Source organism: Stenotrophomonas sp. NA06056 (assembly GCF_013364355.1).
GTDB lineage: Bacteria > Pseudomonadota > Gammaproteobacteria > Xanthomonadales > Xanthomonadaceae > Stenotrophomonas.
In genome coordinates this window covers 2348716-2375310 of the sequence record NZ_CP054931.1, presented here as the reverse complement: position 1 = coordinate 2375310, position 26595 = coordinate 2348716, and the positions used below count along the sequence as shown (strand labels likewise).

19 protein-coding genes, 1 tRNA gene and 2 pseudogenes are annotated in these 26595 nt (G+C 65.1%); 15 read left to right on the top strand and 7 right to left on the bottom strand.

The window, feature by feature from the left end; all coding sequences use genetic code 11:
• Window positions 1-24 precede the first annotated feature (24 nt).
• Both HUT07_RS10455 and HUT07_RS10450 read left to right on the top strand, forming a co-directional pair.
• Entirely contained in the window at window positions 25-999 is a 975-nt protein-coding gene (locus HUT07_RS10455; protein WP_176020893.1) for a hypothetical protein, read from the top strand.
• Between the two features lie 163 nt (window positions 1000-1162).
• On the top strand, window positions 1163-1537 hold the full coding sequence (locus HUT07_RS10450; RefSeq protein ID WP_176020892.1) for a hypothetical protein: 375 nt from the start codon (window positions 1163-1165) through the stop codon (window positions 1535-1537).
• Between the two features lie 153 nt (window positions 1538-1690).
• Here the strand turns inward: HUT07_RS10450 and HUT07_RS10445 are convergent, their stop codons facing one another.
• The gene (locus tag HUT07_RS10445) at window positions 1691-2134 is read right to left on the bottom strand and encodes a hypothetical protein (protein WP_176020891.1); all 444 of its coding nucleotides are present in this window, start codon (window positions 2132-2134) and stop codon (window positions 1691-1693) included.
• The gene (locus HUT07_RS10440) at window positions 2131-2667 is read right to left on the bottom strand and encodes a hypothetical protein (RefSeq protein ID WP_176020889.1); all 537 of its coding nucleotides are present in this window, start codon (window positions 2665-2667) and stop codon (window positions 2131-2133) included. The genes HUT07_RS10445 and HUT07_RS10440 overlap by 4 nt, the downstream gene beginning before the upstream one ends.
• Window positions 2668-2849: 182 nt before the next feature.
• Between HUT07_RS10440 and HUT07_RS10435 the strand changes: the two are divergent.
• A pseudogene (locus tag HUT07_RS10435) lies at window positions 2850-3781 on the top strand (SOS response-associated peptidase family protein).
• Between the two features lie 121 nt (window positions 3782-3902).
• Here the strand turns inward: HUT07_RS10435 and HUT07_RS10430 are convergent.
• Window positions 3903-4553, bottom strand: a complete 651-nt coding sequence (locus HUT07_RS10430) for a hypothetical protein (protein ID WP_176020888.1) — start codon at window positions 4551-4553, stop codon at window positions 3903-3905.
• Window positions 4554-4750: 197 nt separating this feature from the next.
• Between HUT07_RS10430 and HUT07_RS10425 the strand changes: the two are divergent.
• A pseudogene (locus tag HUT07_RS10425) lies at window positions 4751-5259 on the top strand (hypothetical protein).
• Between the two features lie 7 nt (window positions 5260-5266).
• Window positions 5267-5371, top strand: a tRNA-Ser gene (locus tag HUT07_RS10420).
• Between the two features lie 229 nt (window positions 5372-5600).
• On the opposite strand, the gene HUT07_RS10415 is transcribed toward HUT07_RS10420, so the two are convergent.
• Entirely contained in the window at window positions 5601-6122 is a 522-nt protein-coding gene (locus HUT07_RS10415) for a hypothetical protein (RefSeq protein ID WP_176020887.1), read from the bottom strand.
• A 299-nt stretch (window positions 6123-6421) separates the two neighbouring features.
• Between HUT07_RS10415 and HUT07_RS10410 the strand changes: the two genes are divergently transcribed.
• The 3 genes from HUT07_RS10410 to HUT07_RS10400 all read left to right on the top strand — a co-directional run bounded on the left by HUT07_RS10410 (window position 6422) and on the right by HUT07_RS10400 (window position 17418).
• On the top strand, window positions 6422-6886 hold the full coding sequence (locus HUT07_RS10410) for a GNAT family N-acetyltransferase (RefSeq protein ID WP_176020886.1): 465 nt from the start codon (window positions 6422-6424) through the stop codon (window positions 6884-6886).
• Between the two features lie 657 nt (window positions 6887-7543).
• Window positions 7544-13720 carry a CshA/CshB family fibrillar adhesin-related protein gene (locus HUT07_RS10405; protein WP_254898843.1) on the top strand — a complete coding sequence of 2059 codons (6177 nt, stop codon included), beginning with the start codon at window positions 7544-7546 and terminating at the stop codon, window positions 13718-13720.
• Window positions 13717-17418 carry a TonB-dependent receptor gene (locus tag HUT07_RS10400; protein ID WP_176020885.1) on the top strand — a complete coding sequence of 1234 codons (3702 nt, stop codon included), beginning with the start codon at window positions 13717-13719 and terminating at the stop codon, window positions 17416-17418. Before HUT07_RS10405 ends, HUT07_RS10400 begins: the two co-directional genes overlap by 4 nt.
• A gap of 88 nt (window positions 17419-17506) precedes the next feature.
• On the opposite strand, the gene HUT07_RS10395 is transcribed toward HUT07_RS10400, so the two are convergent.
• Window positions 17507-17866: a response regulator gene (locus tag HUT07_RS10395; protein WP_176020884.1), complete on the bottom strand. Its 360-nt coding sequence runs from the start codon at window positions 17864-17866 to the stop codon at window positions 17507-17509.
• Window positions 17856-18989, bottom strand: coding sequence for a PAS domain-containing sensor histidine kinase (locus HUT07_RS10390; protein WP_176022524.1), 1134 nt, complete (start codon window positions 18987-18989; stop codon window positions 17856-17858). Before HUT07_RS10390 ends, HUT07_RS10395 begins: the two co-directional genes overlap by 11 nt.
• 178 nt (window positions 18990-19167) lie before the next feature.
• Here HUT07_RS10390 and HUT07_RS10385 point away from each other — a divergent pair, with 178 nt between their 5' ends.
• The 5 genes from HUT07_RS10385 (at window position 19168) to HUT07_RS10365 (ending at window position 25318) form a co-directional block, all read left to right on the top strand.
• Window positions 19168-22275, top strand: coding sequence for a response regulator (locus HUT07_RS10385; RefSeq protein WP_176020883.1), 3108 nt, complete (start codon window positions 19168-19170; stop codon window positions 22273-22275).
• On the top strand, window positions 22272-23096 hold the full coding sequence (locus tag HUT07_RS10380) for a CheR family methyltransferase (protein WP_100465185.1): 825 nt from the start codon (window positions 22272-22274) through the stop codon (window positions 23094-23096). Before HUT07_RS10385 ends, HUT07_RS10380 begins: the two co-directional genes overlap by 4 nt.
• Window positions 23096-23671, top strand: a complete 576-nt coding sequence (locus tag HUT07_RS10375; RefSeq protein WP_176020882.1) for a chemotaxis protein CheB — start codon at window positions 23096-23098, stop codon at window positions 23669-23671. The genes HUT07_RS10380 and HUT07_RS10375 overlap by 1 nt, the downstream gene beginning before the upstream one ends.
• Window positions 23668-24807: a hybrid sensor histidine kinase/response regulator gene (locus tag HUT07_RS10370; RefSeq protein WP_176020881.1), complete on the top strand. Its 1140-nt coding sequence runs from the start codon at window positions 23668-23670 to the stop codon at window positions 24805-24807. Before HUT07_RS10375 ends, HUT07_RS10370 begins: the two co-directional genes overlap by 4 nt.
• A gap of 82 nt (window positions 24808-24889) precedes the next feature.
• Window positions 24890-25318 carry a BLUF domain-containing protein gene (locus HUT07_RS10365; protein ID WP_176020880.1) on the top strand — a complete coding sequence of 143 codons (429 nt, stop codon included), beginning with the start codon at window positions 24890-24892 and terminating at the stop codon, window positions 25316-25318.
• A gap of 3 nt (window positions 25319-25321) precedes the next feature.
• On the opposite strand, the gene HUT07_RS10360 is transcribed toward HUT07_RS10365, so the two are convergent.
• The gene (locus HUT07_RS10360; RefSeq protein WP_176020879.1) at window positions 25322-25639 is read right to left on the bottom strand and encodes a metalloregulator ArsR/SmtB family transcription factor; all 318 of its coding nucleotides are present in this window, start codon (window positions 25637-25639) and stop codon (window positions 25322-25324) included.
• Window positions 25640-25726: 87 nt separating this feature from the next.
• Here HUT07_RS10360 and HUT07_RS10355 point away from each other — a divergent pair, with 87 nt between their 5' ends.
• Together HUT07_RS10355 and HUT07_RS10350 are read left to right on the top strand one after the other, a co-directional pair.
• Window positions 25727-26164, top strand: a complete 438-nt coding sequence (locus tag HUT07_RS10355; protein ID WP_176020878.1) for a YeeE/YedE thiosulfate transporter family protein — start codon at window positions 25727-25729, stop codon at window positions 26162-26164.
• Window positions 26161-26574, top strand: coding sequence for a DUF6691 family protein (locus HUT07_RS10350; protein WP_176020877.1), 414 nt, complete (start codon window positions 26161-26163; stop codon window positions 26572-26574). Before HUT07_RS10355 ends, HUT07_RS10350 begins: the two co-directional genes overlap by 4 nt.
• Window positions 26575-26595: the final 21 nt, after the last annotated feature.

The following is a 26595-nucleotide window of genomic DNA, read 5'->3' as shown; positions in this document are numbered from 1 at the left end:
GGCACCCTGACCTGAGAATCCACGATGACCATCAAGACCAAAATCGCCCTTGCCGGCCATTACACCATCCGCAAGTACAGCGGGGGCGGGATCTTGGTGCAGGAACTCGAATTCGAGAACCTGATTACCAACGGCGGCCTGAACATGCTGGGGAACGACACCACGTGGGCCGTTATTGGAACCTCGACACTGTTCAATGCCTGCTACGTAGGCACCGGATCCACTGCGCCCGCCAATGGCGACACCGCCCTTGCGGCCTATCTGGCCACGAGTTCGGCGCGAATCAGCGCCAACAGCATCAACCTGACGCCGGACGGCGGCAATTACTACATGGGCCAGAGGTTCGTCTACCGGTTCAACCAGGGCGTGGCTACCGGGAACCTGTCTGAACTTGGCACCGGCACCAGCAATACGGGCCTGTTCTCCCGCGCTCTGGTCCGCGATCCCAACACGGGCAACCCGATCACCATCACAGTGTTGCCCGACGAATTCTTGGATGTAACGTTTGAACTGCGCGCCTACGTTTCGCCAGCAGATACGGCTGGAATCGTGACCATCTCGGGGGTTACCTACGACACGTTGACTCGGATTGCCGATATCAACTCCACTCCGCTGTGGGCCGGGAACTTCCGTGAGAACTGTCGTGGCTATGTCTATGCCGGCCCCGAGTACTTCATCGGTGGCCAGGCAAACCAGTGTTCGGTCTATGCCGGCACGCTGGGTGCGATCACGGCGCGCCCGGGCGGGGCAAGCACTATTATCCCCAGCAACTCGGCCACCGTTCTGACCACGCCAGCCGCTTACGTTTCCGGCTCCTTCGAGCGCAAGGCGACGATTACGCTGGGCCTGTCCGATGGCAACGTGGCCGGCGGCATGCGGTCGATGACCTACCGGAATGGGTTCGGGTACTGGCAGACCCAGTTCACGCCAGCCATCCCGAAAACTGCATCGTTTGTGCTGACCCTGGACACGGTGCAGGGCTGGGGGCGCGTACCGTGATCCCTGACGCCGTTTTTTCCTCCAGTGTGATCGACGCCGGCTGGCGCTACCGGGTGCCGGACCGGTTCAAGCCGCAGGAGAGTTTCACGCGCGACACCATGGGGCGCGACTATCGGTTCTGGGTTGAGGGTGGCTACCTGTGGTCCCAGGCCGAGGGTAGCCTGTGCAGGAGCTGCCGCTGCCCGGCGCCACCCGCATCTCGGCCTGCTATGACCAGAACGGTAGGCGCCACCTGGTCTACAACACCGCTGCGTCGTGCTTCTTCCGGTGGTACGACTCGCAGGCCGGGGGCATGGTCCCCACTGAGTACGCGGGCGTCCTCGATGCGCAGTGCATTCTGGACGACCCCCGGCAGTATTGGAGCGCGTCGTCTGACGTGCTGCTGATCTACACCTTGGCCGGCGTTCTGAACGTGCGCGAGCAGCGCGACCGCTTCGGCGTGGTCAGGGTCAGCAAGGCGGCGCCCGGGTTGAAGGTCATCGCCGCAGGCATGAACAACGCCAACCGCCTGCAGGTGGAGTGCATCCCTGTGGCATGAGATGGGTGGGGTCGGCTATCGGTCGACCCCGCTTCACGCAACGGGTTGCAGCAGTTCGTCGCGATTGTTCCGCGGCGTGTTCACCGCGCGGGTGACGCGGCGCACCTTCACGGCAATCAGATGCCGTGGGGCGAATGGCCAAGGTCTCAACAACTACCGGTTCCCTTGATAACCCAGATGTAGCGGATTTCCCAACACGCCAATTGCAGGCGCGCCGGGGCTAACTCCTATCGTGGTGTCACCCAGCCGGAACAGGACAGGCTCTAGCTCTGGACGGTCAAAGGCGACGAAATCCAGTCCCCAGAAAAGATTGTAGGATGAGGTTCCATTCCCATTGTCCTGTGCAATGGCTGTTCCATGTCCCGTGAAAACATTGATGATGCTACCTCGTTTGACGTTTCCAGATCCCAACCAGAGCATTCGATTGTTCAACGGTACGACTCTCAGATCAGGATGCCGGAACGCGATCATCATTCCGACATTTGTCGTGGAAGTATCGTAATTGACTCGTACGACCACCCTCTCTGAATTCGGCACTTGGCGTGAAGCAACCGATTCAATGGTGAAGTCGAGCATTGGTGTGGGTAGGAAGATCACTCTTTCACGTCCTTGAATATAATTCCCATGATTTTTGGGAAGACTCCGGCAGCCGCGCAGAAGATGCCAATGACTATCAGCGTAATTCCCGGTGCTGTCTGCTTATCTGCGATCTCAAAGCCTAACGGTATCATCAAGCCGGCGAGCGCAATTGCGACTTTTTCACGGTTTGAGTTCTCCTTCAGACGCGCCTTCATACCGTCCGACTGCTCCTTCAAAAGAAGGGTCGACCCTTCTAGTGTCGCCACCTTTTCCCTCAGGTCGGCTATGACCGTAGCATTGGCCTTGAGTTCGATAGAGTCAGCAGAGACTCTATCTTCAAGGCGTTGGTTGTTTCGTTCCTCCACATACATAAGCTGACTAATAATCGCCGCCTGCCGTTCATATGCGCTCCTGCCTGATGTAAGAGTGGCGTATGTAACTGCTGCCGACGATCCCCGATCTACAAAAAAAGGTGCCGGCGTGGGAGTGGGCGAAGGAGGAAGGATCTGGCCATGGCTATGCGTTGGGACATCCTCAGTGTCATCTTCCATGTCCACCATTTCCTTCCTTTATCAATCAGAGGAGCCAAGGATACGAGATCGCGGGGTGATTGAGTGACGCGCCCTCAGAACACCGCCATCTTCATCGCGGGCCTGACGAAGGCCCCATAGAGCTTCTGCGGAAGGCAGATCCATCACGCCGCCGCAACGCGGCCTGCGGCGAGATTGTGGCCATGTGCTATTCCGCCCAAATCGAAGCCGCTTACCACAAGTTGGTCCGCATGACCGGCGCCACCGTGTCGCTGCAGGAGTTCGCCGCGCTCTACGCCCACGACCCGGGCAAGAAGCGGCCCAAGACCCCGAAGGCGATGGACGACGCGTTTCGCGGCGGCACCAGCCCTGCAGAACTGGTGGTGTGGGAGAAGATCCAGCAATGGAACCAGGCCGAGTCGGCCGTCCTTGAGCAGGAGCTTTTCGCCAACCGGAAGCGCTTGGCCGATGCAGAGAGATCGCTGCAGGCCAAGAAGACGAAGAAGGTCAGGGAAGACGTGCGCATTGCCGGCAACAAGATCGAGCGCGCCATGGGCAAGCTGGCTGACCTGAAGCGGTCCGAAGGCAAGGACCGGGACAGCCGGATCTTCCCCGGGGTCTATGCCCCCGTGATCGTCTCCGAGGGCGGCAAGCTGACGATCAAGCCGATGCGCTACCAGGCCGTCTGGCAGGGAAGCCGGCCAACTACGATCAGCGCTTCCCGGGCACGTACAACGCCCGCCGCGACAGCCTGGAGACGTTCTGGGCGCCGGCCTTCGGCCATACCCACGGCTTGATGGTGGTCGACACCTTCTACGAGAACGTGGAGGGGCCGGACGGCAAGAACCAGGTCGTGCAGTTCACCCCGCGCACGCGCGAGCCCATGCTGGTGGCCTGCCTGTGGTCGCACTGGGTGGACCCGGCCGGCAAGGATCCGGATCTGCTGTCGTTCGCCGCGATCACCGACGACCCCGAACCCGAGGTGGCCGCAGCCGGCCACGACCGGACCATCATCAACATCAAGCCCGAGCATGTCGACGCCTGGCTGAACCCGGATGCCACCGACCTGGCCGCGCTGTACCGGATCTTTGACGACAAACGTCACCCGTTCTACGAGCATCGGCTGGCGGCGTAGACGGAACTCCGAGCGTTGGAGGGTAGCTGCCCAATAGCACTGGCCCGATGGCGGAAACATCCGGCGCCTGCGGAGTCCGGAGCCGCCGGCAGCTCAATCCGGCTTGTTAGCCTGCCTCCACTTAAGCGCTTGCTCGATAATGCGCAATGAATGCTGGCGCGTCGTAAAAGTGTGCTAATGCCAGGTGTCCATCTTCAAAGCTTGCAAATTTGTACTTGAATACTTCGCTGTTCTCACCCACCCATGGAAATGTCGAAAGACACTCGACGGAGAGGTTGTAGAAATCGTGAGTATTCTTGCTCACTTCTTCGTCTTCGTTGCGGGTGAGGAGGCTTACGACGACGGGGTCAATGTCGCATCGGCGGCCAGTACAGTGATAGTGAAGTCCCCAGGCGATCTTTGTAAGAGCCGCCATCACCTTTTCATAGTCCACACCGAGTGCAAATGCGTCCTGCTGAATGCCCGTGGCAGGATCAACCATCACAGCTTTGGTTGCCTGAAATTTCGAGTTTCCGCGCTGAATTCCGCGCAGCGCCTTTGCCTTAAACTGATCCAGACCTACATGGCTAGCTTCAAAGCCCATTGTGGCAAGATTACGGATGTATTCGTCAACTGAGGATTCACTGTTGTTGTGCGCCTCGCATGACGGCACAGTAATGAGGTTGTTTCGCATGTTGTCCGGAAAGATACACTTTGGTGGGACGTGATCTTTTGTGGTTGGTTCTGCGTCGCAGCGGTAGCATGTAGTAGAGCTGGGCTTGGTTGCGTTCATTGATTGCCATCCTTGAATTTGGCTGTTGGGGCGGTCGATCGAAGTCAACGGCGCACTTTAATATGAATTTGTACTTGATGTGTCGTGAGTTCTGCTCTGCGTCCAATTGACCTGCCGTTCTCAGTACCTCCAAAAGAGTAATGTGCGTGCTTGCCGCGTTCGCAGGATCTGCGACGCCCGGTCGTATCCTTCCGGCCATGCTTCCTTCTCACGGCTATCAAGGCTTCCGCACAGCACCGCCACCCTCTGGCTGGATCCAGATGGGCGTTGCTTGGGTGCTGTGGTGGAGCGACGACAGATTGCTCAGATCACGCCAGCAAAGGACGGAGGCGTTCGGGTGTACCTTGACGCCCGGAAGATGTGGCAGACCAAGGACGAACGGGCGGCCAGCATCGCGCAGGGCAAGCGTTTCGCCGAACGCTGGTGCGCGGCCAGGCTCTACCCAGAGATGCGCCTGCGCGCGGCGGTAGCCCGGATGGTGGACGACACCCCGAGCGAGCCTCTGCCGCCGCTGCCCGGCCTACCCCCGACACCTGAGCAGCAGCTGCAGGCCCAGCGCCTGGCTGAGGCAACGGCCGCCGCTACTGCGCGGGTCAGGGAAGCGTTGGATTCCCCCAAGCCGCCGGCAGAGACGAAACCTTGGCCCAAGCCTTCCCGCAAGGCGTGGGTGAGGGCGGGGCAGCAGGATCTACGGCGCGGGGATTGAGCAATATGGCCCCAAGCCGGTCCCAGCCGCTTCGTAAGCCATTGATTGAACGAGCGATGAAATCCCCATTCTAAGGGGAAGGTCGCCCGTTCGAATCGGGCCGGGGTCACCAGAATCAAGGGCCTGGGTGAACTTCAAGTGCTGAGGCTGCTCCGGTTCGGCCAGCGGTACGACGGGGCGGTATCCCTGTGCACCGACGTCGCCCCACTGTTTGAGCGCCCAACCTCCAGAAAAATCCGACCTGTCCCCTTGCGGCCCAAGGCCTACAGCCTGCCTTTGATTTGGTTCCATAACCAGGCAGGTTTCCAAGCCGCCGAACCATAAGCCTTGCTCAAACCTGGCTATTTCGTCCTCGGCCGGGACCCATCCCCCGAGGTCGAGGCATCCAGTTCCCGTTGAACATTGTCATTCCGGATACTGTCGATGGCCCGCTGCTGGCTCTCCAGCAATGCCTCACATTGCTGCAATTCCGATCGCACCACGTCGATTTTTCCATGTTCCGCCATGGCAGCCGCTCTGATTGCCGCGCCCTCCCGTAGGGGCGCAACCAGTGGTAACCAGGTCTTGTAGCGAGCAGGTTCGGTCGCGGTCAACGAATATGCCTGACCATGCAGCCACAATGCCGCAGCCTGCGCGCCATCTCCCAGGTTCTTGAACTGCTCGGCAGAAGCCGGTCGGCCGGCCTCTCGCTCGTGAGTGGCCAGGAAATCCCACCAGCCAGCGCAGTTGGCATAGTACCTGGCTGATTCAACCGCTTCGGCAGCGACAACGGCAATCTCTTCCTGGGTAACCTCGGCGGTAGCCGGTGGAGCGGCGTCCTGGCCGAGCATCAGTAGCAATCCAAGCAGATGCATGCCGCTCACGAATGTAGCCTCAAGGGGCCAGATGAGGCTCAAATCTATAGGGCTCTGGCGGGCCGTGCAAACCTGCAAACTCCTGGGGGAGAGGCAGGGTGAACCATCTCAAGCGTTCGTGGTCCGAACGCCTCCACTGCTTCACCAACTTCGAGGCAAAAGGCACAGCTTTGGCGCAGTTCCTTCTGGAGCCATTACTACACACAGCCAAGTCCCCCCTCCCAATAGGAAGGCCGCGCGTTCGAATCGGGCCGGGGTCACCCTCCACGTCGGACGCATCGGCACGTGCCCGCTAAACTGCCGGCACCATGGATCATCTCCTGCAGCCCGTCCTTCCTGCGCACTTCGCGGTCATCGCCGGCTGGCTCGACTCGCCTGCGGCGACCCTGCGCTGGGCCGGCCCCGGTGTGCCGTTTCCGTTGCCTGCCGATGCCTTCGCCGCTGCGTTGGCGTTGCCTGTGCGCCCGGGCTGGGCACTGCTGGATGGCGACGGCACCTGCGTTGGCTTTGGCCAGTATTGGCGGACGACACCTGGCAGCACGCACCTTGGGCGCATCATCGTGTCGCCACAGGAACGTGGTCGTGGCATGGGACGGATATTGATGAGGGCGCTGTGCGCCGAAGCCGTTCGCCACACCGACGCAGTGCAACTGACATTGAAGGTCTATCGGGACAATCCGGTCGCCTTGGCGCTGTACCGCGACCTTGGCTTCGTTGCCAGCGAAGAAGCATCCACGCCAGAACTGCTGTTGATGGCCCGACGCACAGCCTGAGCCGGAAAGGGAAGGGCTCTGCACTCCCGCTGCACATCACCTGCACGCGCTGCTGCAAGCGGACTCGGCAGTCTGGGGCTGTCCCCATCGGTTGCCTAGGAGCGCCCCCATGAATACCCCCGGCACCCCCAAGCCTTCCTGGCGCCAGCGCAACGTGCTGCTGACCGTCGCCGCAGTTCTGCTGGTGATTGTGCTGATCCTGCTCTTTGTGCCTTGGTAGCAGTGCGGTGGCCGCAAGGTGCGGCGCGATTCCCCTTCCACTTTAGCTTCCGCCGGTAGCCCATGGCCCGGCGGTTTTTCTGTGCGCGCCCGTCGGTCGCCTCGCCCCGGCTCCGAAAATGCGTGACGAATTGCCGGAAAGGGCGGTCCGGCTGCCGGATCCGTGCACGAGGCTCCGGAGGCCGGTTGCTACAACTGTAGCCGTGGGGCCGGCGCCAGATTTGGCAAAATTAAATGTGATGTTCATCACACAATTGTTTGCATTGTGTTATCTTCGTCACAGTTTTGCGAACCTGACCAACAGGGTCCAGGGACGGTTGTAGTCGCCACGGAGTCGGCAGACACGCATTCGTACGCGTCTCCGGGTCCGGGAGAACCTTCCCCGGCTACCCACTGAACAGCGGCCCCCCGCAGGGCCGATGACGGGGAAAATCCAACATGTGGCAGTCGACGACGTCGCGCATCAGCGCGGGCGGTGAATCCGTTCATCCTGAAAAAAGTGCACACCCCCGCCTGACGGGACGATGGCTGGCCGCAGGCCTGCTGTTGCTGCTGTCGGTGCTGCTGCCATCGTCGGTCTGGGCCGCGGCCTACGCGACCGGCGGCACCAGCCCCTACCGCAACACGGTGCTGTGGCTGACCTGGGGCGGCGGCTCGGCGCTGGGTACGCACGGGGTGACGCTGAACAATGGCGATACTTCGTCGATCTCCATGCCCGTTGCCTCCGGCATCGACCTCAACGTCAGCTGCAGCCTGGCCAACATCAGCGGTGGTGGCATCCTGCAGAGCTACCGTCCCGGCAACTTCAGCGGCGACAGCCTGGATGACCTGTACAACGTCGGTGGCGCGGGCGGCGCCAACCAGCTGATCGCGGGCATCTCGCGCAGCACCGGCACATCGTCTTTCGAGATCAACTGCGTCTCGACGCTGGGCGGCGCGCCGTATCGCCTGCGCGGCGTGGTGATGGCCGACGCCGAGTCGATCAACAACAGCGGCGAGTTCGTTGAAGCCAGTGCACTGGGCACCTGGAACGTGGTGGAAATGCGCAAGAACCTTGGCGCAGGTGCCTACAACGTGACCAAGTCCAGCAGCGGCAGCAACAGCGTGATCCGCTTCGGGCCGGGCAACGACAACAACACCGCGGCGGTCACCTTCCTCAATTTCGACAATGCCGCGCATGCACCGGGCAACCTCGCGGTGAACATGGGCTTCTCGATGCGCGGCGGCGGTACCACCGCCATCGCCATCGGCCTGCTGGTGCCGTATGCCGACTTCGGCGATGCACCGCAGAGCTACGGTGACGCCATGCACGTGGTGGACGATCTGCAGTTCCGGCCGGATGGCCTGCCGGTCAACGCCACGCCCACCAACATCAATACCGCCGGCTATACGCCGGGTGGCCTGGCGCCGCCGCTGACCGACTTCCTGGGCACCGTGGGTCCGGATACGGAGCAGAAGAGCAGCTACAGCGCCGATGCCAAGGGGGATGACAACTTCCCCGCGGGCAACCCCAACGAAGAGAACGCCTGGCCGACGAGCTACGTCCTGACGGTGATGCAGGCCGGTACCCAGATTGGTCAACCGGTGGCATGCGTCGGCAACGGCAGCGTGGCCGGCTGGATCGACTTCAACCGCAACGGCACCTTCGACCCGGGCGAGCGCAGCAACACTGCTGCATGCAGTGGCGGCAGCGCCACGCTGAGCTGGACAGTCCCCGCGCAGGTAAGCGCGGGCACCAGTTACGTGCGCCTGCGCTATGCAACCAACGCAGCGCAGATCCAGCAACCGACCGGCGTGGCCGATGACGGTGAAGTGGAAGATCACCTGATCACCATCACCGCACCCGCGCTGAAGGTGGTGAAGGGCAACAATGCCACCGGCGGCATCTGGAACTACGGCCAGACCGGTACCGAGTACACGCTGACGATCAGCAACACCACCAACGTGCCGACCGGCAATCCGCCGAACGTGCCTGCGGGTGTGATCACCGTGCGCGACCAGTTGCCGACCGGCATCGTGCCGAACTGGACCGGCACCCTGACCAGTGGCAGCTGGAGCTGCACGGCGAGCGGCCAGGCCGTGACCTGCACCAGCAGCCAGGTGCTGTCGGCAGCCGGCACCCCCGGGGGCAGCAGCAGCTTCACCCTGCCGGTGACCGTGTCCGCCGCGGCAAGCGGGCTGTTGCGCAACCACGCCAGCGTCGGTGGTGGCTACGATCCGTTCAATGGTGGCAATGCGCCCGCACCGGGCGAGGCCTGTACTGACACCGACCACTGCACCCGCAGTGACGTGACCGTGCCGGTCACCCGGGTGAGCTATGCGAAACGTTCCAACACCACCGGTCCGGTGGCGGTGGGCGCGACGGTGAGCTACACCGTCGATGTCACCATTGCCGATGGCAACAGCCGCGACGTGCTGACCCTGACCGACACCCTCGGCACCGGCCTGGACTTCGCCAGCGTGACCAGTGCCGGCGCCTTCACCTGCAATGCGGCCAATCCGCTGGTGTGCACGCTGCCAGCGGGTACCGTGCCGGGCACCTACAGCCTGACCTACACGGCCACCGTCAACGCCCAGGCCAGTGGCCAGGTGGTCAATACGGTGGTGGGTACCGGTACAGACACGCCCACCTGCAGCAGCAACTGCACCACCACCACGCCGGTGGCAGCACCGCGCATCTCGGCATCCAAGGCCAGCGCCACGGCCGGCCCGGTCGCGGTAGGCGACAGTGTTGCCTACACGGTAAGCGTGGTCGTGGCCGATGCGCGCACCACTGCTGTGACTACGTTGACCGATACCCTGGGCACCGGCCTGGACTTCGGCAGCATGACCAATGCAGGCGGCTTTACCTGCGTGCCCGGCAATCCGCTGGTGTGCACGCTGCCCGCGGGCACGGTGCCAGGCAGCTATGCGTTCTCGTATACGGGCATCGTCAACGCACAGGCGGTCGGCCAGGTGCGCAATGCCGTGGTGCCGAGCGGTCCCGACAATCCGTCGTGTGTCGGCAGCTGTGATACCACCACGCCACTGGCCAGCCCGCAGGTGAGCTACGCCAAGCAGGCGTCCACCGGTGGACCAGTGCGCGTTGGCGACAGCATCGGCTATACGCTCAGCGTGACCGTTGCGCGTTCGCGCACCACCGATGTGGTCACCCTCACCGATACGCTGGGCAGCGGACTGGATTTCAGCAGCGTGACCAGCGCGGGCATCTTTACCTGCAATGCGGCCAATCCGCTGGTCTGCACGCTGCCCGCCGGGACGGTGCCGGGTACCTACAGCCTGAGCTACGCCGCCACCGTCAGTGCGCAGGCCAGCGGCACGGTACGCAATGCCGTGCTCGGCACCGGCACCGACACACCCTCGTGCACGACCAACTGCGATACCACCACGCCGGTGGCAACGCCGGGCGTGAGCTATGCCAAGTCGGTGAACAGCGCCGGCCCCGTGTCGGTGGGTGACAGCCTGACCTACACCTTGACCACGGTGGTGACCAACTCGCGCACCACCGACGTGGTGACGCTGACCGATACGCTGGGCAGCGGCCTGGATTTCGGCAGCCTGATCAGTGCCGGTCCCTACACCTGCAATGCGGCCAATCCGCTGGTATGCACGTTGCCGGCCGGAACCGCGCCTGGCAGCTACAGCCTGTCGTACACCGCAGTGGTCAACGCCCAGGCCACTGGCCAGGTAACCAATGCGGTGCTGGGCAGCGGTGGCGACAACCCGAACTGCACCGTCAACTGCGATACCACCACGCCGGTGGCAGGCAGCCAGATCGACTACCGCAAGACCTCGGCCGCCGCCGGACCGGTCAAGGTGGGCGACAGCATCGCCTATACCCTGACCGCCGTGGTCAGCCGCTCGCGCACCACCGCTGTGTTCAGCCTGACCGACACCCTGGGGCAGGGCCTGGACTTCGGTTCGGTCACCGCCACCACCGGCTTCACCTGCAACGCCGCCAATCCGCTGGTGTGCACGTTGCCGGCCGCCACCGCACCGGGGACCTACACGGTCGACTACACCGCGACGGTGAATGCGCAGGCCAAGGGCAGCGTCAGCAACGCCGTGCTTGGCAGTGGCACAGGAACCAACACCTGCACCACCGACTGCACCACCACCACCCCGGTGCTGGCGGCGACGGTCACCTACCGTAAGTCCTCCAGCACCGCATCGCCGGTCAACATCGGCGATGCGGTGGACTACAGCGTCGAGGTGGTGGTCGCCAACTCGCAGACCAGCGATGTGCTCACCCTGACCGATACCCTGGGGACAGGCCTGGACCTGCAGTCGGTGACCCAGCCGGGTGCCTTCACCTGCAACGCCAGCAATCCGCTGGTCTGCACGCTGCCGGCAGGTACCGCACCCGGCACCTACACGCTGGGCTATCGCGCGCAGGTCAATGCACAGGCCAGTGGCAGCGTCCGCAACGCGGTGCTGGGCAGTGGCGGCGACACCCCGACCTGCACGGGGACCTGCAGCACCGAGCACGTCCTGGCCGAGCCGCGCGTGGTGCTGGAAAAGCTGTCCGGCCCCGCCAGTGGCAGTGAAGTGCGTCCGGGCGACCGCCTGCGCTACACCTTGCGGGCCACCGTCGAGCGTGCTCCGCTGCGGCAGCCGCTGCAGTTGGTGGATACGCCCGATGCTGGCCTGAGCGTGGACACGCTGCCGGCAGGCTGCGCGCAGCAGGGCACCGATATCGTCTGCACGCTGCCGACCGGTACCCCGGTGGGACAGCATGAATTCGTCTACCAGGCGATCGTCAACCAGGAGGCGCGCACGGAAGTGCTCAACCGCCTGCGCGGCCAGTATCCGGATGGATCGCCGCCGCCGGAGTGCAGCACCTGCGAAACGCGGCACAAGGTGATCTCGGACTTCGCGCTGCGCATCACCAAGACCGCCAGCCCGCGCCTGGTCAAGGTTGGCGACCTGGTGCGCTACCAGCTGGTGGTAGAGAACGTCGGCAGCAGTCACTGGCGCGACGGCGTGGTGGTCGATACGCCGCCGCCGGGCTTCAGCTACGTGGATGGCTCGATGCGCGTGGCCGATGATGATGGCGCGTTCTCGCTGGCCAGCAGCCAGACGCCGCTGCGCATCGGCGCAGTGGATATTGCGGTGGGCCGCAGTGCCACCATCACCTACCTGCTGCGGGTAGGGGCGGGCGTGCGCGCCGGCAACCACATCAACCAGGCCGTGGCCACTGCTGACGACGGCACACCGCTGTCGAACGTGGCGACCGCTGAAGTGCGCATGGATGCCGATCCGCTGCTGGAAGACAGCCTGGTGTTCGGCACCGTGTTCGATGATCGCGATGGCGACGGCTGGCAGGACAGTGCGGAACTGACGGGCGTGCGTGTGCAGGGTGGTTTCGCACCGGCTGCCTACGTGCCGGGTTCGACCACGCTGGATCGTGGCGATGGCCCGCAGCCGTTGGCCGATGCCAGCGCGCCGCTGCTGCATGGCGTGCAGGTGGGCGTGGTGCATGGGCTTGCGTCTACCTCGGACACGGTCGAGAGCCACCAGGTGGTGATCCGCCAGCGCCTGCGCGAACTGGCCTTCACCGATGATTTCGTGCTGGAAAGCGCACAGGGCCATCGCCTGCAGCTGGATGCGCAGGGCGTGGCAACCGTGCAGCGCAGTGGCGAGGCGGCGAAGGGCCTGACCGCGGCCGAGCCGGTCGTGCATCGTGAGATCGCGCGGGTGGCTGAGGGCTATGAAGTGGCCTACGTGATCCGCAACCACGGCATCCAGGAGCAGGGCATTCCCGGCGTGCGCCTGGCCACCGTGGAAGGCCTGCTGATCGAAACCGATCCGTTTGGTCGTTACCACCTGGCCGACGTGCACGGTGGCGATGCACGGTTGGGGCGCAATTTCATCGTCAAGCTGGACCCGGCAACGGTACCGGGTGGTTCCGAGCTGACCACCGAAAATCCGTTGCTGCGACGGGTCACCCAGGGTGTGCCGACCCGCTTCAGCTTCGGTGTGCGCCTGCCACCGTCGCCGCAGGCGGCGGCTGAGCGCGCCGAGCTGGCCTTGGGCGAGGTGTTGTTCGCCCCGGGCAGCAGCGAACTGCGCGCCAGCTATCGCCCGGTGCTGGCGAAGATGGCCGAGGTGGTCGATCGCTACCAGGGCGGTGACGTGGTGATTGCCGCCAACGGTGAAAGCCAGGCGTTGGCCTTCGCCCGTGCGGTGGTGGTGCGTGATGCATTGCAGGCCGAGGTGGCCGAAGGGTCGCGTGCTGGCTTGACCGTGCAGTTGCGTACCGACGTGCGCGATCCGCACTCGCTGTTGGCTGGCGTTGATGCCGGGGGCGCACTGCTGGGCAACGTGCTGTTCGACACCGACAAGGCGGTGATCCGCGAGGAGTTCAAACCACTGCTGGCCGCCATCGCCGCGCGCCTGGAACAGATGGGTGGTGGCCAGGTCAGCCTGGTTGGCCATACCGATGTGCGGGGCAGCCACGCCTACAACCAGGCACTGGGCCTGCGCCGTGCCAACGCCGTGTTCGAAGCGCTGCGCGTGCAGCTCAGCCCCGCCGTGCAGCAACGCCTGCGTGTGCGCAACGAGGAGACCGCCGCCACCCGCGCGGCGGCCCACCAACAGGAGGCCCGCCGATGAGCGCCCATCACTCTGTCGTCCGGCGTCCTGCCCGCCTGCACCACGCAGCGTTGTACCAGGCGCTGTTGCTGGGCCTGGCGGCGACGGCACAGGCGGCGCCGCCGCCGGCCAACGGCGCGTCCATCAATGGCGCGCCCATCCACTGCGAAGGCAACCAGTGCAGCGCCGAGGGCGACCTGCTGTTCACCCTGCGCTCGCGCAGCTTCGATGAACCGGTGACCGAAGGCACGTCGACGCACTCGTCGTCACAGGTACTGCAGCCGGACCGCCGCGTAAGCGTCGCGCTGGACGAACCGGGCAAGGCGACCGTGCGCGGTGAGTTCATGATCCGCCTGCCGGAAGGCGGCGCGATCTGGGCCACCGAAGACCCCGCCATGGGCCAGCCCGAACTGTCGATCTCGGCACCGGGCATGGTGGCGTTCGACCAGGGGCGCATCGTGCGTCCGGTCGAATTCTTCGTGCGCGGCAACTACACCGCGTTCATCAAACGCCTGGAAGTGAGCGTCTACCGCGGTAGCGACAGTGATCGGGTCGCGCCCCTGGCAACCTTTGAACTGCCTGTGGCTGCGGTCGGGCAGGGCAGTTGGGACGGTGTGCTGACGGCGTCCACGCCGCTGCGTCGTGGCGACCGCCTTGTGTATGTGCTGCGTGCGTACGATGCCGAGGGCAATGTCGATGAGACGTCGGCGCAGTCCATGCAGCTGGTGACGCTGGCCGAAGTGGAGCGTGGCAACCAGCAGTTGCGTGACGCCCTGGAAGATCGCCGCGGTACGGCCGTCGATGCCAACCAGGCCGCTTCGTTGTCGCTGCTGGAGCAGGTGTTCGACAGCAATGGCCTGAGGCAGCAGAACATCCCGGTGTACGGTTCGCGAGTGCGCCTGCGCGGCCGTGATCTGCCGCTTGGCGCGGCACTGAAGATCAATGGCGAAAGCTACCCGCTGGACCAGGACCGCAAATTCGCCGCCGAATACCTGATGCCGATCGGTCATCACGCATTCGATGTGCGCGTGGAGCGTCCCGACGCACCGGCGATCGCGCGCACTCTGGAGGTGGATGTCAGTGGCAGCTACCTGTTCGGTGTCGGCCTGGCCGATGTCACGGTGTACCAGAACAAGGCCAGTGGTGCAGGGCGCGATGTCGCCCGTGGCGAGCGTGATGACGATGTGCTCAGTGACGGACGCCTGGCGTTCTACCTGAAGGCGAAGACGCGCGGCCGCTATCTGTTGACGGCACAGGCTGATACGCAGAACAGGCCGTTGGACGAACTGTTCACCGGCTTCACCACCGCAGATCCGCAGGATCTGTTCCGCAGCCTGGACCCGGACCTGTACTACCCCACCTATGGCGACGATTCGTTGACCCAGCGCGACGTCGACAGCATGGGTCGCTTCTACCTGCGCATGGACTGGGACAAGAACCAGGCGCTGTGGGGCAACTACAACACTGGCCTGAGCGGCACCGAGTACGCCCAGTACGTGCGTTCGCTGTACGGTGCGGCGCTGTCGTGGCGCTCACGCGGCGCCAATGCCTGGGGTGATGCGCAGACCGAACTGCGCCTGTTCGGCTCGCAGGCCGAGACCGCACCGGGCCACAGCGAGTTCATCGGCACCGGTGGCAGCTTGTACTACCTGCGCCATGCCAGCATCCTGCGCGGCTCGGACCAGGTGGTGCTGGAGATCCGTGACCGCACCACCGGCCGTGTCGAACAGCGGGTGTCGCTGGTGCGCGGTGCCGATTACGAGATCGATGCGCTGCAGGGCCGCATCCTGCTGACCCGGCCGTTGGCCCAGGTCAGCCGCGAGAATCTGCGCCGGATCAGCCGCGACGTGCCGCTGGACGGCTACGAGCAGCGTCTGATCGTCGATTACGAATGGGTGCCGACCGGCTTCGACAATGACGACATCACCGCCGGCGTACGTGGCAAGCACTGGTTCGGCGACCACATAGCAGTGGGGGGTACCTATGTGGATGAACAACGCGCCGGCCAGGACTACTCGCTGCGCGGTGCCGACCTGACCCTGCAGGCCGGGCGCGGTACCTATCTGAAGGTCGAGCACAGCCGCAGCGAGGCGACCAGTGCGCCGGTGTTCTTCTCCGACAACGGTGGCCTGAGCTTCACCCGCCTCAACCCCGAAGGACCGCGCGAAGGCGAGGCCACTGCGGTGGAGGCACGGGTGAACCTGCGCGAGCTGGGCTGGACCCAGCGCGACTGGAGTGCCGGTGCCTGGTGGCGGCAGGTCGAGGGAGGCTACTCGGTGGGTCGCTTCGATACCGGCCAGCGCGTGCGCGAGCAGGGCGCCGAGCTGTTGGGCTACGTCACCGACGATTTCAGCCTGTATGCGCGTTACAGCGAAGCGCGGCGCGGCAATGAATCGTTGATCCAGGCCCAGGCCACCGCCGAATGGCGGATCGGCGACAACGACCGCGTGTCGGCCGAACTGCGACGGGTGCAGGAAGACCGCGGCATCGGCAGCAATGCCGGCGTGCTCGCGGCAGCGCGCTACACCCATCGCATCGGTACCGCGCTGGACATCTATGGCGGGGGCCAGCTGACGGTCGATGACGATCATGGTCGTTACGCGGACAACGACGCGGTGGTCGCAGGCGGTACCTACACCTTCGCCAACCTGTCCACGATCGGCGCCGAGGTCAGCGATGGTGATCGTGGCAGTGCCGCGCAGATCAATGCCGAGTACAAGTTGACGCCGCAGCACAGCTTCTATGGTGCGTTCACCCAATCCACCGACCGCAGTGAGTACGACCCGCTGTTCAGCCCGAACGCGCAGGATGGCTGGACGCTGGGCCAGCGCTGGCGCCTCTCCGACCAGGTCAACGTGTTCAACGAGAGCCAGTTCCTGAAATCCGGCCAGGAATCCGGCCTGGCGAACACCTTCGGCATGGATTTCTACCCGGCGGTGGGCTGGAACGCGGGCTTCACCCTCAGCGATGGCAAGCTGGATGCGAGCAGTGGCCAGGTCGACCGCAAGGCCGTCAGCCTGTCCGGCGGCCGTACCTCGCCGGGTACCGAGTGGCAGAGCAAGGTGGAATGGCGTCGCGACACCGGTGCGGAGCGGCGCACGCAATGGGTCAGCACCAACCGCCTCAGCCATCGTCTCAATGACAGCTGGCGGATCGCGGCGCGGTTCAACTACGCCGATACCGACGATGCGATCAACCCGGTGGCCGGTGCACGCTTCATCGAAGGCAATCTCGGCTTTGCCTACCGACCCTGGGACAATGATCGCTGGGCGTTGTTCGGTCGTTACAGCTATCTGTACGACCTGTCGACGCTGGGCCAGGTCAACGGCGTGGACTACGATCAGCGCACGCAGGTGCTTTCGCTGGAAGGCGTGTACCGCATCGACCAACGCTGGGAAGTAGCGGCCAAGCTGGCCCGCCGCGAAGGTGAGGTGCGCTATGGCCGAGGCACCGGCCCGTGGTTCGATTCAGCCACGAACTTCGGTGCCGCGCAGCTGCGCTATGACCTGTACTACCAGTGGCATGGGCTGCTGGAGTACCGCCTGCTGGACGTGCGTGATGGCGGTCGCCGGCAGGGTTGGTTGGCAGGCGTGGACCGCGACGTCGGCCGCAACTTCCGGGTCGGCGTGGGCTACAACTTCACCGACTTCAGTGACGACCTGACCAAGTTCGACTACACGCACCGCGGCTGGTACCTGAACCTGGTGGGCCGCTATTGAGGCGCGGGCAGCGCCAGGCCATGCCTGGCGCACCCGCAAGGCTCGCCACCCCGTAGTGCCAGGCCATGCCTGGCAAGGCCGGCACCACTCACGCCTGCTGGAGCAACTCCACCAACTGCCGTAAACGGTAGGGCTTGGGCAGGAATTCCACCTGCTCAGGCAGCGGCGGCAACTGCGAGCGCGCATAGCCGGAGGAAAGAATCATCCGCGCCTGCGGCTGGTCACGTGCCACGTGTTCGCTCAGCTCGATGCCCGACATGCCGTTGGGCATGCTGATGTCGCTGAACACCACATCAAAGCGCGTGCCGCCCTGCAGCAGCGCCACCGCTTCCTGCGCATCCGCCGTGGTCGCCACGTCGATGCCGAAGTCGCGCAGGGCCAGGCCGATCATCTCACGCAGATCGGTCTGGTCCTCCACCATCAATACGCGGATCGGATCATCGGTCATGTGTGGGGTCCTCGCTGGCAGGGAGCAGCAGGCTGACCGTGGTGCCGACACCGGGCGTGGTGGACACATCAACGAAACCGCCACTCTGGGTGGTGAATCCGAACACCTGGCTCAGGCCCAGACCGCTGCCCTTGCCGATGTCCTTGGTGGTGAAGAAGGGTTCGGTCGCGCGCTCGGCGATGTCCGGGGCCATGCCATGTCCCTCATCGCAGACGCTCAACGTCACATAGGTCCGTTGCCGGGATGTGTCGGCATCGGGGTCCATGCGGTGTTCCAGCGCGGTGGCAATCAGCACGCGACCGCCACCCACCGTAGCGTCCGCAGCATTGCCGACCAGGTTGGCGAGCGCTGTCTGCAGCTGCACGGTATCACTGAGTATCGCAGGCAGACCCGTAGCCAGCGCGGTTTCCAGGGTGACGCCGGCGGGGCAGGTGGCCTGCAGCGCGGGCAGCCAGTCGCGGATCCGCGCATTGATGTCCAGCGTTTCGCGGATCAGGGTCTGCCCGGTGCTGAAGGCCAGCAGTTGCCGGGTCAGCAGTGCGCCCCGGTCGCTGGCTGCCTGCGCGGTGGAGAGCAGGTTGTTGGCGCGCTCGTCATCACCCATGCGTGCCGACAGCAGGTCCAGCGCATTGACGATGGTGGTCAGCAGGTTGTTGAACTCATGGGCAAGGCCGCGGCTGAGCTGGCCGACCGTCTCGAACTGCTGGGTCTGGCGCAGCGCCCGCTGGGCGTCGCGCAGCAGCCGTTGTGCCTGCCACTGTTCAGTGATGTCGCGGGTGATCTTGACGAAGCCCACCAGTTCGCCGTTCTCGAGTACCGACTCGATGACCACGCTGGCGCGGAACGGTGACCCATCACGGCGCACCCGCCAGCCCTCGGCGGCATGGTGCCCGCTTTCCGCCGCCAGTCGCAGCAGGTGCTGCGGCTCGCCTGCATCGCGATCGGCTGGCAGGTAGAAACGCCCGAAGTGGGTGCCGATGACTTCTTCCGAGCGGTAGCCCTTGATGCGCTCGGCGCCGGGGTTCCAGCTGCAGACAATGCCGTCGGGGTCGAGCAGGTACAGCGCATGGTCGCGCACGCTGTCGATCAGCAATCGCAGCTGTCGGGAAGGGTCCGTCAGCACGGACGGCGTCGAAGCGGCAGCGACCACGATGAAATGCGTATTACCTGTGTGAGGCACGAGAACGTAGGCAGTGCAGTGTGAAGAAGGTGTGCACGCAACGCCCGTGCCATTGGTCGTATGCGGCTGAATGCGACACGGAGTAACATCACCCCCCTTTTCCAATGTGGAACCGACCTGCATGCGTCCTGGTGCGACTACGCGAGACCGCTGGATCTGGATGACGTCGGCGGTGCTGGTGGCGGCTACGGCCGCGCTGGAGCTGGTGGTGCCATTGGGTTACGCCGTGTGGCTGGCCTATTTCATGGCCATCGGCGTCACGGTGTTCCAACGCAGTGCCCGGGTGCCCTTCGTGGTTGCCGTCAGCGCCTGCGTGCTGCTGGCGGTGGGCTACAACGTCGCACCGGCCAGCACCAATTCATCCTTCTCGTTCGTCAATCGGACCATCGGTGGCGCCGCTTTCCTGATGATCGCGCTGATCGCATCGCGTGCCATCCAGGCGCGGCGGGAGGCCATGCGCGCGCTGTGGCTGCAGGAAGCGGAGAACGCCGTGGCGCTCAGCCTGCGCGGTGAGCTGGGGCCGGAACAGATCGCCGAAGCGGCGGTGTCGACGCTGGCGACCCAGCTGGGGGCCGATGTCGGTGCGCTCTACCGGCTGGAAGGCGGTCGCCTGCAGCTGACCGGCGGGCTGGCGTTGCCGACCGGCATTCCGGCCACGCTGGGCCTGCAGGAAGGGGTGGCAGGGCAGGTTGCCCGCGACCAGCTGGCGCGGCACCTGCAGGGTGGTGAAGCGGCGCCGCTGGAGCTGCAGACGAGCCTGGGCCGTGTACCTGTGCGCGAGCGCATCCTCGCCCCGGTCAGCAGTGACGGCGCGATAGTGGGCGTGCTTGAGCTGGGCCGTGCAACCGTCGGTGCTCAGCGTGCGCTGGATGACGAACTGCTGCAGCGCTGCGCCGAAACCATCGGCATGGCCTTGCGTACCTCGCTGCTGCGTGCGCAGTTGGTGACGCTGCTGGAAGAGTCGCAACGCCAGGGTGAAGAGCTGCAGGCACAGCAGGAAGAGCTGCGCGTGGCCAACGAGGAGCTGGAGGAGCAGAGCCGCAGCCTGATGCAGTCGCAGAGCCATCTGGAACAGCAGCAGGCCGAGCTTGAGCAGAGCAATGTGCAGCTGGAAGAGCGCACCCACGAGCTGGAGGCGCAGAAGCAGGCGCTGCTGGTCGCGCAGGGACAGCTGGTGCGCAACAGCAACGAACTGGCCGCCACCTCGCGCTACAAGTCCGAGTTCCTGGCGAACATGTCGCACGAGCTGCGCACGCCACTGAACAGTTCATTGATCCTGGCCAAGCTGCTGGCCGACAACAAGGACGGCGTGCTCAGCGACGAACAGGTCAAGTACGCCCGCGCCATCCTGTCCTCCAACAACGACCTGTTGGCGCTGATCAACGACATCCTCGATCTGTCGCGCATCGAAGCAGGGCACGTCGAACTGGCCGATGAAGTGGTGGTGGTCGACAGCGTGCTGCAGCGGCTGCGCGAGACCTTCGAGCCGATGGCGCGGCAGAAGGGCCTGGCACTGCAGATCGAGGCCGATGGCCTGGCCCCCAGCCAGCTGGTGGCCGACAACCAGCGCCTGCAGCAGATCCTGAAGAACCTGCTCGCCAATGCCTTGAAGTTCACCGAGCACGGCAAGGTCAGCCTGCAGGTGCGCAACGGCGGCAATGGCCGCATCCGCTTCGAGGTCTCCGACAGCGGCATCGGCATCGCGCGCGACCAGTTGCAGCTGATCTTCGAAGCGTTCCGCCAGGCCGATGGCAGCACCCGCCGCCGTTACGGCGGCACCGGCCTGGGCCTGTCGATCTCGCGCGATCTTGCGGTGCGCATGGGCGGTGACATCCAGGTGGACAGCGAGCCGGGCCGCGGCAGCCGCTTCATTCTCGAGCTGCCCCTGCAGGGTGCGCCGACCACCGAGACCGGCGCAGTCGCCGCAGAAACCGCGGTCGCCGCGCCCCCGCAGGCGGCGCCCGCTGCGACGTTGGCACCGGCAGCGCCCGCCCCGCGATCCAGTGTCGCGCCGGTCGCCACGGTGGCCGATGACCGTGGCCGCCGCCGCCACGCAGGGCGACTGATCCTGGCCGTGGAGGATGATGCGGTCTTCGCCGAAGCCCTGGTGACCCTGGCGCACGAACTCGATTTCGACTGCGTGGTGGCCACCACCGCCGAAGAGGCGCTGGCGCTGGCGGCGGAACTGCGCCCCAATGGCATCCTGCTGGACATCGGCCTGCCCGACGTCTCCGGCCTGACCGTGCTCGAGCGGCTCAAGCGCAACCCCGATACCCGGCACATTCCGGTGCACGTGGTGTCGGGCATGGACCGCAGCCAGGTGGCGCGCGAACTGGGCGCGATCGGCTTTGCGATCAAGCCGACCACGCGCGAACGCCTGGTGGCGGCCATCGAACAGCTTGAACAGACCAGCCAGCGCGACGTGCGCCGCCTGCTGATCGTGGAGGACGACAACGACCTGCGCCGCAACCTGGAACTGCTTCTGGGCCGCGACCAGCTGCAGATCGCTGCTGTGGGAACCCTGGCGGCGGCGGTGGAGCAGTTGAGCACGGTCACCTTCGACTGCATGGTGATGGACCTGTCGCTGCCCGACGGCAGCGGCTACGACCTGCTGGAGCACATGGCGGGCAACGATGACGTCGGCTTCCCGCCGGTCATCGTCTACACCGGCCGTGCCCTCAGCCGCGAGGAAGAGCAGCGCCTGCGCCGCTACTCCAAGAGCATCATCATCAAGGGCGCGCGTTCGCCCGAGCGCCTGCTCGACGAAGTGACGCTGTTCCTGCACAGCGTGGAAGCCAACCTGCCCAGCGACCAGCAGCGCCTGCTGCGCGAAGCGCGCCGCCGCGACACCGTGCTCGACGGGCGCACCGTGCTGCTGGCCGAAGACGATGTGCGCAACATTTTCGCGCTGTCCAGCGTGCTGGAACCGCTGGGGGTGACGCTGGAGATCGCCCGCAACGGCCAGGAGGCCGTTGATCGGCTGGCCCAGCGTGAGGTGGATCTGGTGCTGATGGACATCATGATGCCGGAGAAGGATGGCCTGCAGGCGATGCGCGAGATCCGCGCGCAGCGCCATCTGCAGGACCTGCCGATCATCGCGCTGACCGCCAAGGCCATGCCCGACGACCGCGAGCGCTGCCTGCAGGCCGGTGCCAACGACTACATCGCCAAGCCCATCGACGTGGACAAGCTCGTTTCGCTGTGCCGGGTCTGGTGCTCGCGGCAATGAACGAGCAGGCGCTGTTCGACCTGGAGCTGAAGGTGCTGCTGGAAGCGCTGTACCAGCGCTACCACTACGACTTCCGCAGTTATGCGGTGTCTTCGCTGCGCCGTCGCGTCAGCCAGGCCATGCAGCGTTACGAGTGCGAGCGCCTGTCGGATCTGCAGCATCGGCTGCTGCACGAGCCGGAGCTGTTCGCCCAGGCCATGCAGTTCTTCACCGTGCAGGTCTCGGAGATGTTCCGTGACCCGGAGTATTTCCGGCAGATGCGCGAACAGGTGGTGCCGGTGCTGCGCACCTACCCCTCGGTGAAGCTGTGGGTGGCCGGCTGCAGTACCGGCGAGGAAGTGTGGTCGCTGGCGATCCTGCTGCACGAGGAAGGGTTGCTTGAACGCAGCATCGTCTACGCCACCGATATCAACCCCGCGGCACTGGCCACGGCTGAAGCCGGCGCCTACGGCATCGACCGCCTGGCCCAGTTCAGCCGGAACTATCTTGCCGCCGGTGGCACCGGTTCGCTGTCGGACTATTACACCACCGCCTACGACGGCGCAGTCTTCGACCGCCAGCTGCGCCGCAACGTGGTGTTCGCCGATCACAGCCTGGCCACCGACACGGTGTTTTCGGAAGTGCACCTGGTGTCCTGTCGCAATGTGCTGATCTACTTCAACCGCGACCTGCAGGACCGGGCGGTGGGGTTGTTCCGCGAAGCACTGGTGCATCGCGGCTTCCTCGGCCTGGGCAGCAAGGAGTCGCTGCAGTTCGGTCGTCATCACGATGCGTTCGAAGCCTGTTCGCGGGAGCACCGCCTGTACCGGAAGGTGGCCTGATGGCGCCGATGTCCCGCCCGGACGTGGTCGTGATCGGTGCATCGGCCGGTGGCGTGGCTGCCTTGCAGACCGTGCTTGGCGCGTTGCCGGCCACCCTGCCGGTGCCGGTGCTGGTGGTGCTGCACCTGCCGCGCGACCGTTCCAGCCGAATCGCCGATGTGCTGGCGCCGTACTGCGCGCTGACCCTGCGCGAAGCAGAAGACAAGCAGCCGCTGCAGGCGGGAACGGTGACGTTCGCGCCGCCGGACTACCACCTGCTGGTGGAGGACGCGCAGGCCATCGCACTGTCGATGGACGAACCGGTGCTGTTTTCGCGTCCGGCCATCGATCCGCTGTTCGAATCTGCCGCAGCCGTGTTCGGCGCGCGCGTGCTGGCGATCCTGCTGACCGGTGCCAGCAGCGATGGCAGTGACGGCGTGGCCGCAGTGCGCGCCGCGGGCGGCCAGGCCTGGCTGCAATGCCCCGAGGAGGCCGAGGCATCGATGATGCCGGCCTCCGCCCTGCAGCACGCCGGCGCCGACGCCGTGCTGCCCCTTGAACTGATGTGTCGTCGCCTGAAGGAGTTGTTTGCATGAACCTGCTGCCACCGGACCCTGCCCAGTCGCAGGCGCCGGTCAACCTGCTGATCGTCGACGACGTGCCGCAGAACCTGGTGGCCATGCAGGCGCTGCTGCGCCGCGAGGGCGTCAACCTGTTGCTGGCCGAATCCGGCGCGCAGGCGCTGGAACTGCTGCTGGAGCACGAGGTGGCGCTGGCGCTGCTGGACGTGCACATGCCGGAGATCGATGGCTTCATGCTGGCCGAGCTGATGCGCGGCTCGCAGCGCAGCCGCGATGTACCGATCATCTTCCTGACCGCCTCGCCGGATGATCCGCTGCGGGTGTTCAAGGGCTACGAGACCGGCGCGGTGGATTTCCTGCACAAGCCGGTGGCGCCGCAGGTGATCCTCAGCAAGGTCAACGTGTTCATCGAGCTGTACCAGCAGCGGCAGCTGCTGAAGGCGCGCAACGAGGCGCTGGAGCGCGCGTTGAAGCTCAACGAGACCATGGCCGCGGTGCTGACCCACGACCTGCGCACGCCGCTGTCGGCAATCCTGCTGTGTGCCGACAAGCTGTCGCTGGAACTGCCAGCCGACAACCCCGGTGCGCAGCAGACACTGAGCTACCTGGAAGCCAGCACGCTGCGGATGGCGCGCATGGTCGAGCAGTTGCTGGATTTCTCGCGGATCCGCAGTGGCGGCCTGCGCCTGCAGACCGGTGCCTGCGACCTGGCCGAGGTGACGCGTGCGGTGCTGGTGGAGGCCGGTGCCGGTCATCGCGCTGATCGCATCGCGCTGGACGTCCAGGGTGACGCAACCCTGCAGGGCGACATGGATCGCTTGGGGCAGGTGATCGCCAATCTGGTCGGCAACGCACTCACCCACGGCGCTGACGCTGCAGTGCAGGTGCAGGTCGACGGTGGCGATGCCCGCATGGTCGCGCTGCGTGTACGCAACGCCGGCCATGTCGATGAGGCATTGCTGCCGCGCCTGTTCGAACCGTTCAAGGCAAGCTTCCACCAGAGCAACGGCCTGGGGCTTGGCCTGTACATCGTTGACCAGTTCGTGCGTGCGCATGGTGGGCAGTTGAGCGCGCGCAACGACGCCGGGCAGGTGGTGTTCGAGGCGCTGCTGCCTCGTCGCAACGACGGACGCGGTGTGGTTGTTTCCTGAACTCTTCAGCTGACGCGTGAGCGTAGTGAGACGGACTCGTCCGCAACTGCTACCGTGGCACCACTCTTGCAAAGGACGCTCCATGCCACTGCGTGCCATCGCCTATGTCAGCAAGGCCAAACCGGATCTGACCGCCGAACGTCTGCAGACGCTGGTGGAGGATGCCGCGCGCTTCAACAAGCTGGCAGGGGTGACCGGTGTGCTGCTGAATGACGGCGAGCGCTTCCTGCAGTACATCGAAGGCCCGCCCGATGGCATCGATTCGGTGTATGAGCGCATCCTGCAGGCCGGCAGCCATGTCGACATCGTCGAGCTGGCGCGCGGCCGCGTTGGCCAGCGCCAGTTTCCGTACTGGGCGATGCGCGTGTTGCCGGTTGACGCTGCGCTGCTGCGCCAGCTTTCCGCAGGTGACTGGGCAGGGTTCGCCCGCACGGTGAACGGTGACAGTGCATTGCTGACGGCGGTGGATCTGTTGACCGAGGTCGTGCGACCGGCGATCAACGCGGGCTGATTGCTAGCGTTGCGGTGTGCAGTAGGCCGCGTGCAGTGCCTGCAGCACCCCCAGCGCCGGACCTTCCAGCAGCCGATAGTGCAGTGTCTGTGCCTGTCGTCGCGTTGCCACTACACCCAGATTGCGCAGCACGGCCAGATGCTGTGACAGCGCCGATGCGCTCAGTCCTGTGACGGTCAGCAGTTCCGGCACCGGTGCCTCGCCTTCCACCAGACGACACAACACGCGCAAGCGCGCCGGGTGTGCCAGCGATTTCAGCAGGGCGGCCGCTTGTGCGGCATGCGTGGCCATCGCGGCACTGTCGGTGATGCTGCTGGGCATGGCTTGACCGGGTAGTTCAGAAAAGTCTAATTTAGAGAAATCTAAATTAAAGGGCAAGCCGATGCGTGTGATGCAGAGGGGCAGGGCATGAACCTGCCATGGGCCGCGATTGCAGGCGGTGGCCTGATCGGTGCGTCGGCGGTGGTGCTGCTGGCCACGCTGGGGCGGGTGGCCGGCATCAGCGGCATCGCCGCCGGCGCAGTGGCCGCACCGCGTGGTGATCGTGGCTGGCGCTGGGCATTCCTGCTCGGACTGATGTTGGCTGCTGCGGCGGTGCTGAGCTGGCAGGCGGGTGCGGGACAACCGCCACGCGCCTTGCTGCGTGACGCACTGCCGGCCTGGCAACTGATCGGCGCCGGAGTCCTGGTGGGCTTCGGTACGCGGCTTGGCAATGGCTGCACCAGCGGCCACGGTGTGTGTGGTCTTGCCCGGGGATCGCGACGATCACTGGTGGCGGTGCTGGTGTTCATGGCCTGCGCGATGCTTACGACGTACCTGGTGCGCCACGGCGGAGGTCTGGCATGAGCCGCACACTGTGGGCAGCAGGCGCGGCCGGTGGCCTGTTCGGTGCTGGCCTGGCGCTGGCCGGCATGACCGACCCGCGTCGCGTGCTGGGTTTCCTCGATGTGGCGGGCGACTTCGATCCCACGCTGGCCTGGGTGCTGGCGTCGGCGCTGCTGGTCAGCGCAGTGGGTCAGTTCTGGCTGCGGCGGCAGGAACGACCATGGTGCGGCGAGCGCTTCCAGCTGCCGACAGCACCGGCTGTCGACAGGCGGTTGCTGCTGGGCGCGGCAGTGTTCGGCATCGGCTGGGGCTGGGTCGGCTATTGCCCGGGTCCCGCGTTGGCTGCGTTGGCGGTGGGAGCACGCGAAGCCCTGTGGTTCGTGCCGGCGATGGCGGCCGGATTCTGGCTGCATGATCGTTGGCTGCGCTGAGGCTTCACGTTCGTGTCACCG

Excerpts from the sequence above, each read along its gene's own strand:
- HUT07_RS10430 (WP_176020888.1), bottom strand. The coding sequence starts at position 4,553 with ATGAACGCAACCAAGCCCAGCTCTACTACATGCTACCGCTGCGACGCA.
- HUT07_RS10455 (WP_176020893.1), top strand. The coding sequence starts at position 25 with ATGACCATCAAGACCAAAATCGCCCTTGCCGGCCATTACACCATCCGC.
- HUT07_RS10380 (WP_100465185.1), top strand. The coding sequence starts at position 22,272 with ATGAACGAGCAGGCGCTGTTCGACCTGGAGCTGAAGGTGCTGCTGGAA.
- HUT07_RS10400 (WP_176020885.1), top strand. The coding sequence starts at position 13,717 with ATGAGCGCCCATCACTCTGTCGTCCGGCGTCCTGCCCGCCTGCACCAC.
- HUT07_RS10355 (WP_176020878.1), top strand. The coding sequence starts at position 25,727 with ATGAACCTGCCATGGGCCGCGATTGCAGGCGGTGGCCTGATCGGTGCG.
- HUT07_RS10365 (WP_176020880.1), top strand. The coding sequence starts at position 24,890 with ATGCCACTGCGTGCCATCGCCTATGTCAGCAAGGCCAAACCGGATCTG.
- HUT07_RS10350 (WP_176020877.1), top strand. The coding sequence starts at position 26,161 with ATGAGCCGCACACTGTGGGCAGCAGGCGCGGCCGGTGGCCTGTTCGGT.
- HUT07_RS10375 (WP_176020882.1), top strand. The coding sequence starts at position 23,096 with ATGGCGCCGATGTCCCGCCCGGACGTGGTCGTGATCGGTGCATCGGCC.
- HUT07_RS10410 (WP_176020886.1), top strand. The coding sequence starts at position 6,422 with ATGGATCATCTCCTGCAGCCCGTCCTTCCTGCGCACTTCGCGGTCATC.
- HUT07_RS10405 (WP_254898843.1), top strand. The coding sequence starts at position 7,544 with ATGTGGCAGTCGACGACGTCGCGCATCAGCGCGGGCGGTGAATCCGTT.
- HUT07_RS10385 (WP_176020883.1), top strand. The coding sequence starts at position 19,168 with ATGCGTCCTGGTGCGACTACGCGAGACCGCTGGATCTGGATGACGTCG.
- HUT07_RS10395 (WP_176020884.1), bottom strand. The coding sequence starts at position 17,866 with ATGACCGATGATCCGATCCGCGTATTGATGGTGGAGGACCAGACCGAT.
- HUT07_RS10370 (WP_176020881.1), top strand. The coding sequence starts at position 23,668 with ATGAACCTGCTGCCACCGGACCCTGCCCAGTCGCAGGCGCCGGTCAAC.
- HUT07_RS10360 (WP_176020879.1), bottom strand. The coding sequence starts at position 25,639 with ATGCCCAGCAGCATCACCGACAGTGCCGCGATGGCCACGCATGCCGCA.
- HUT07_RS10440 (WP_176020889.1), bottom strand. The coding sequence starts at position 2,667 with ATGGAAGATGACACTGAGGATGTCCCAACGCATAGCCATGGCCAGATC.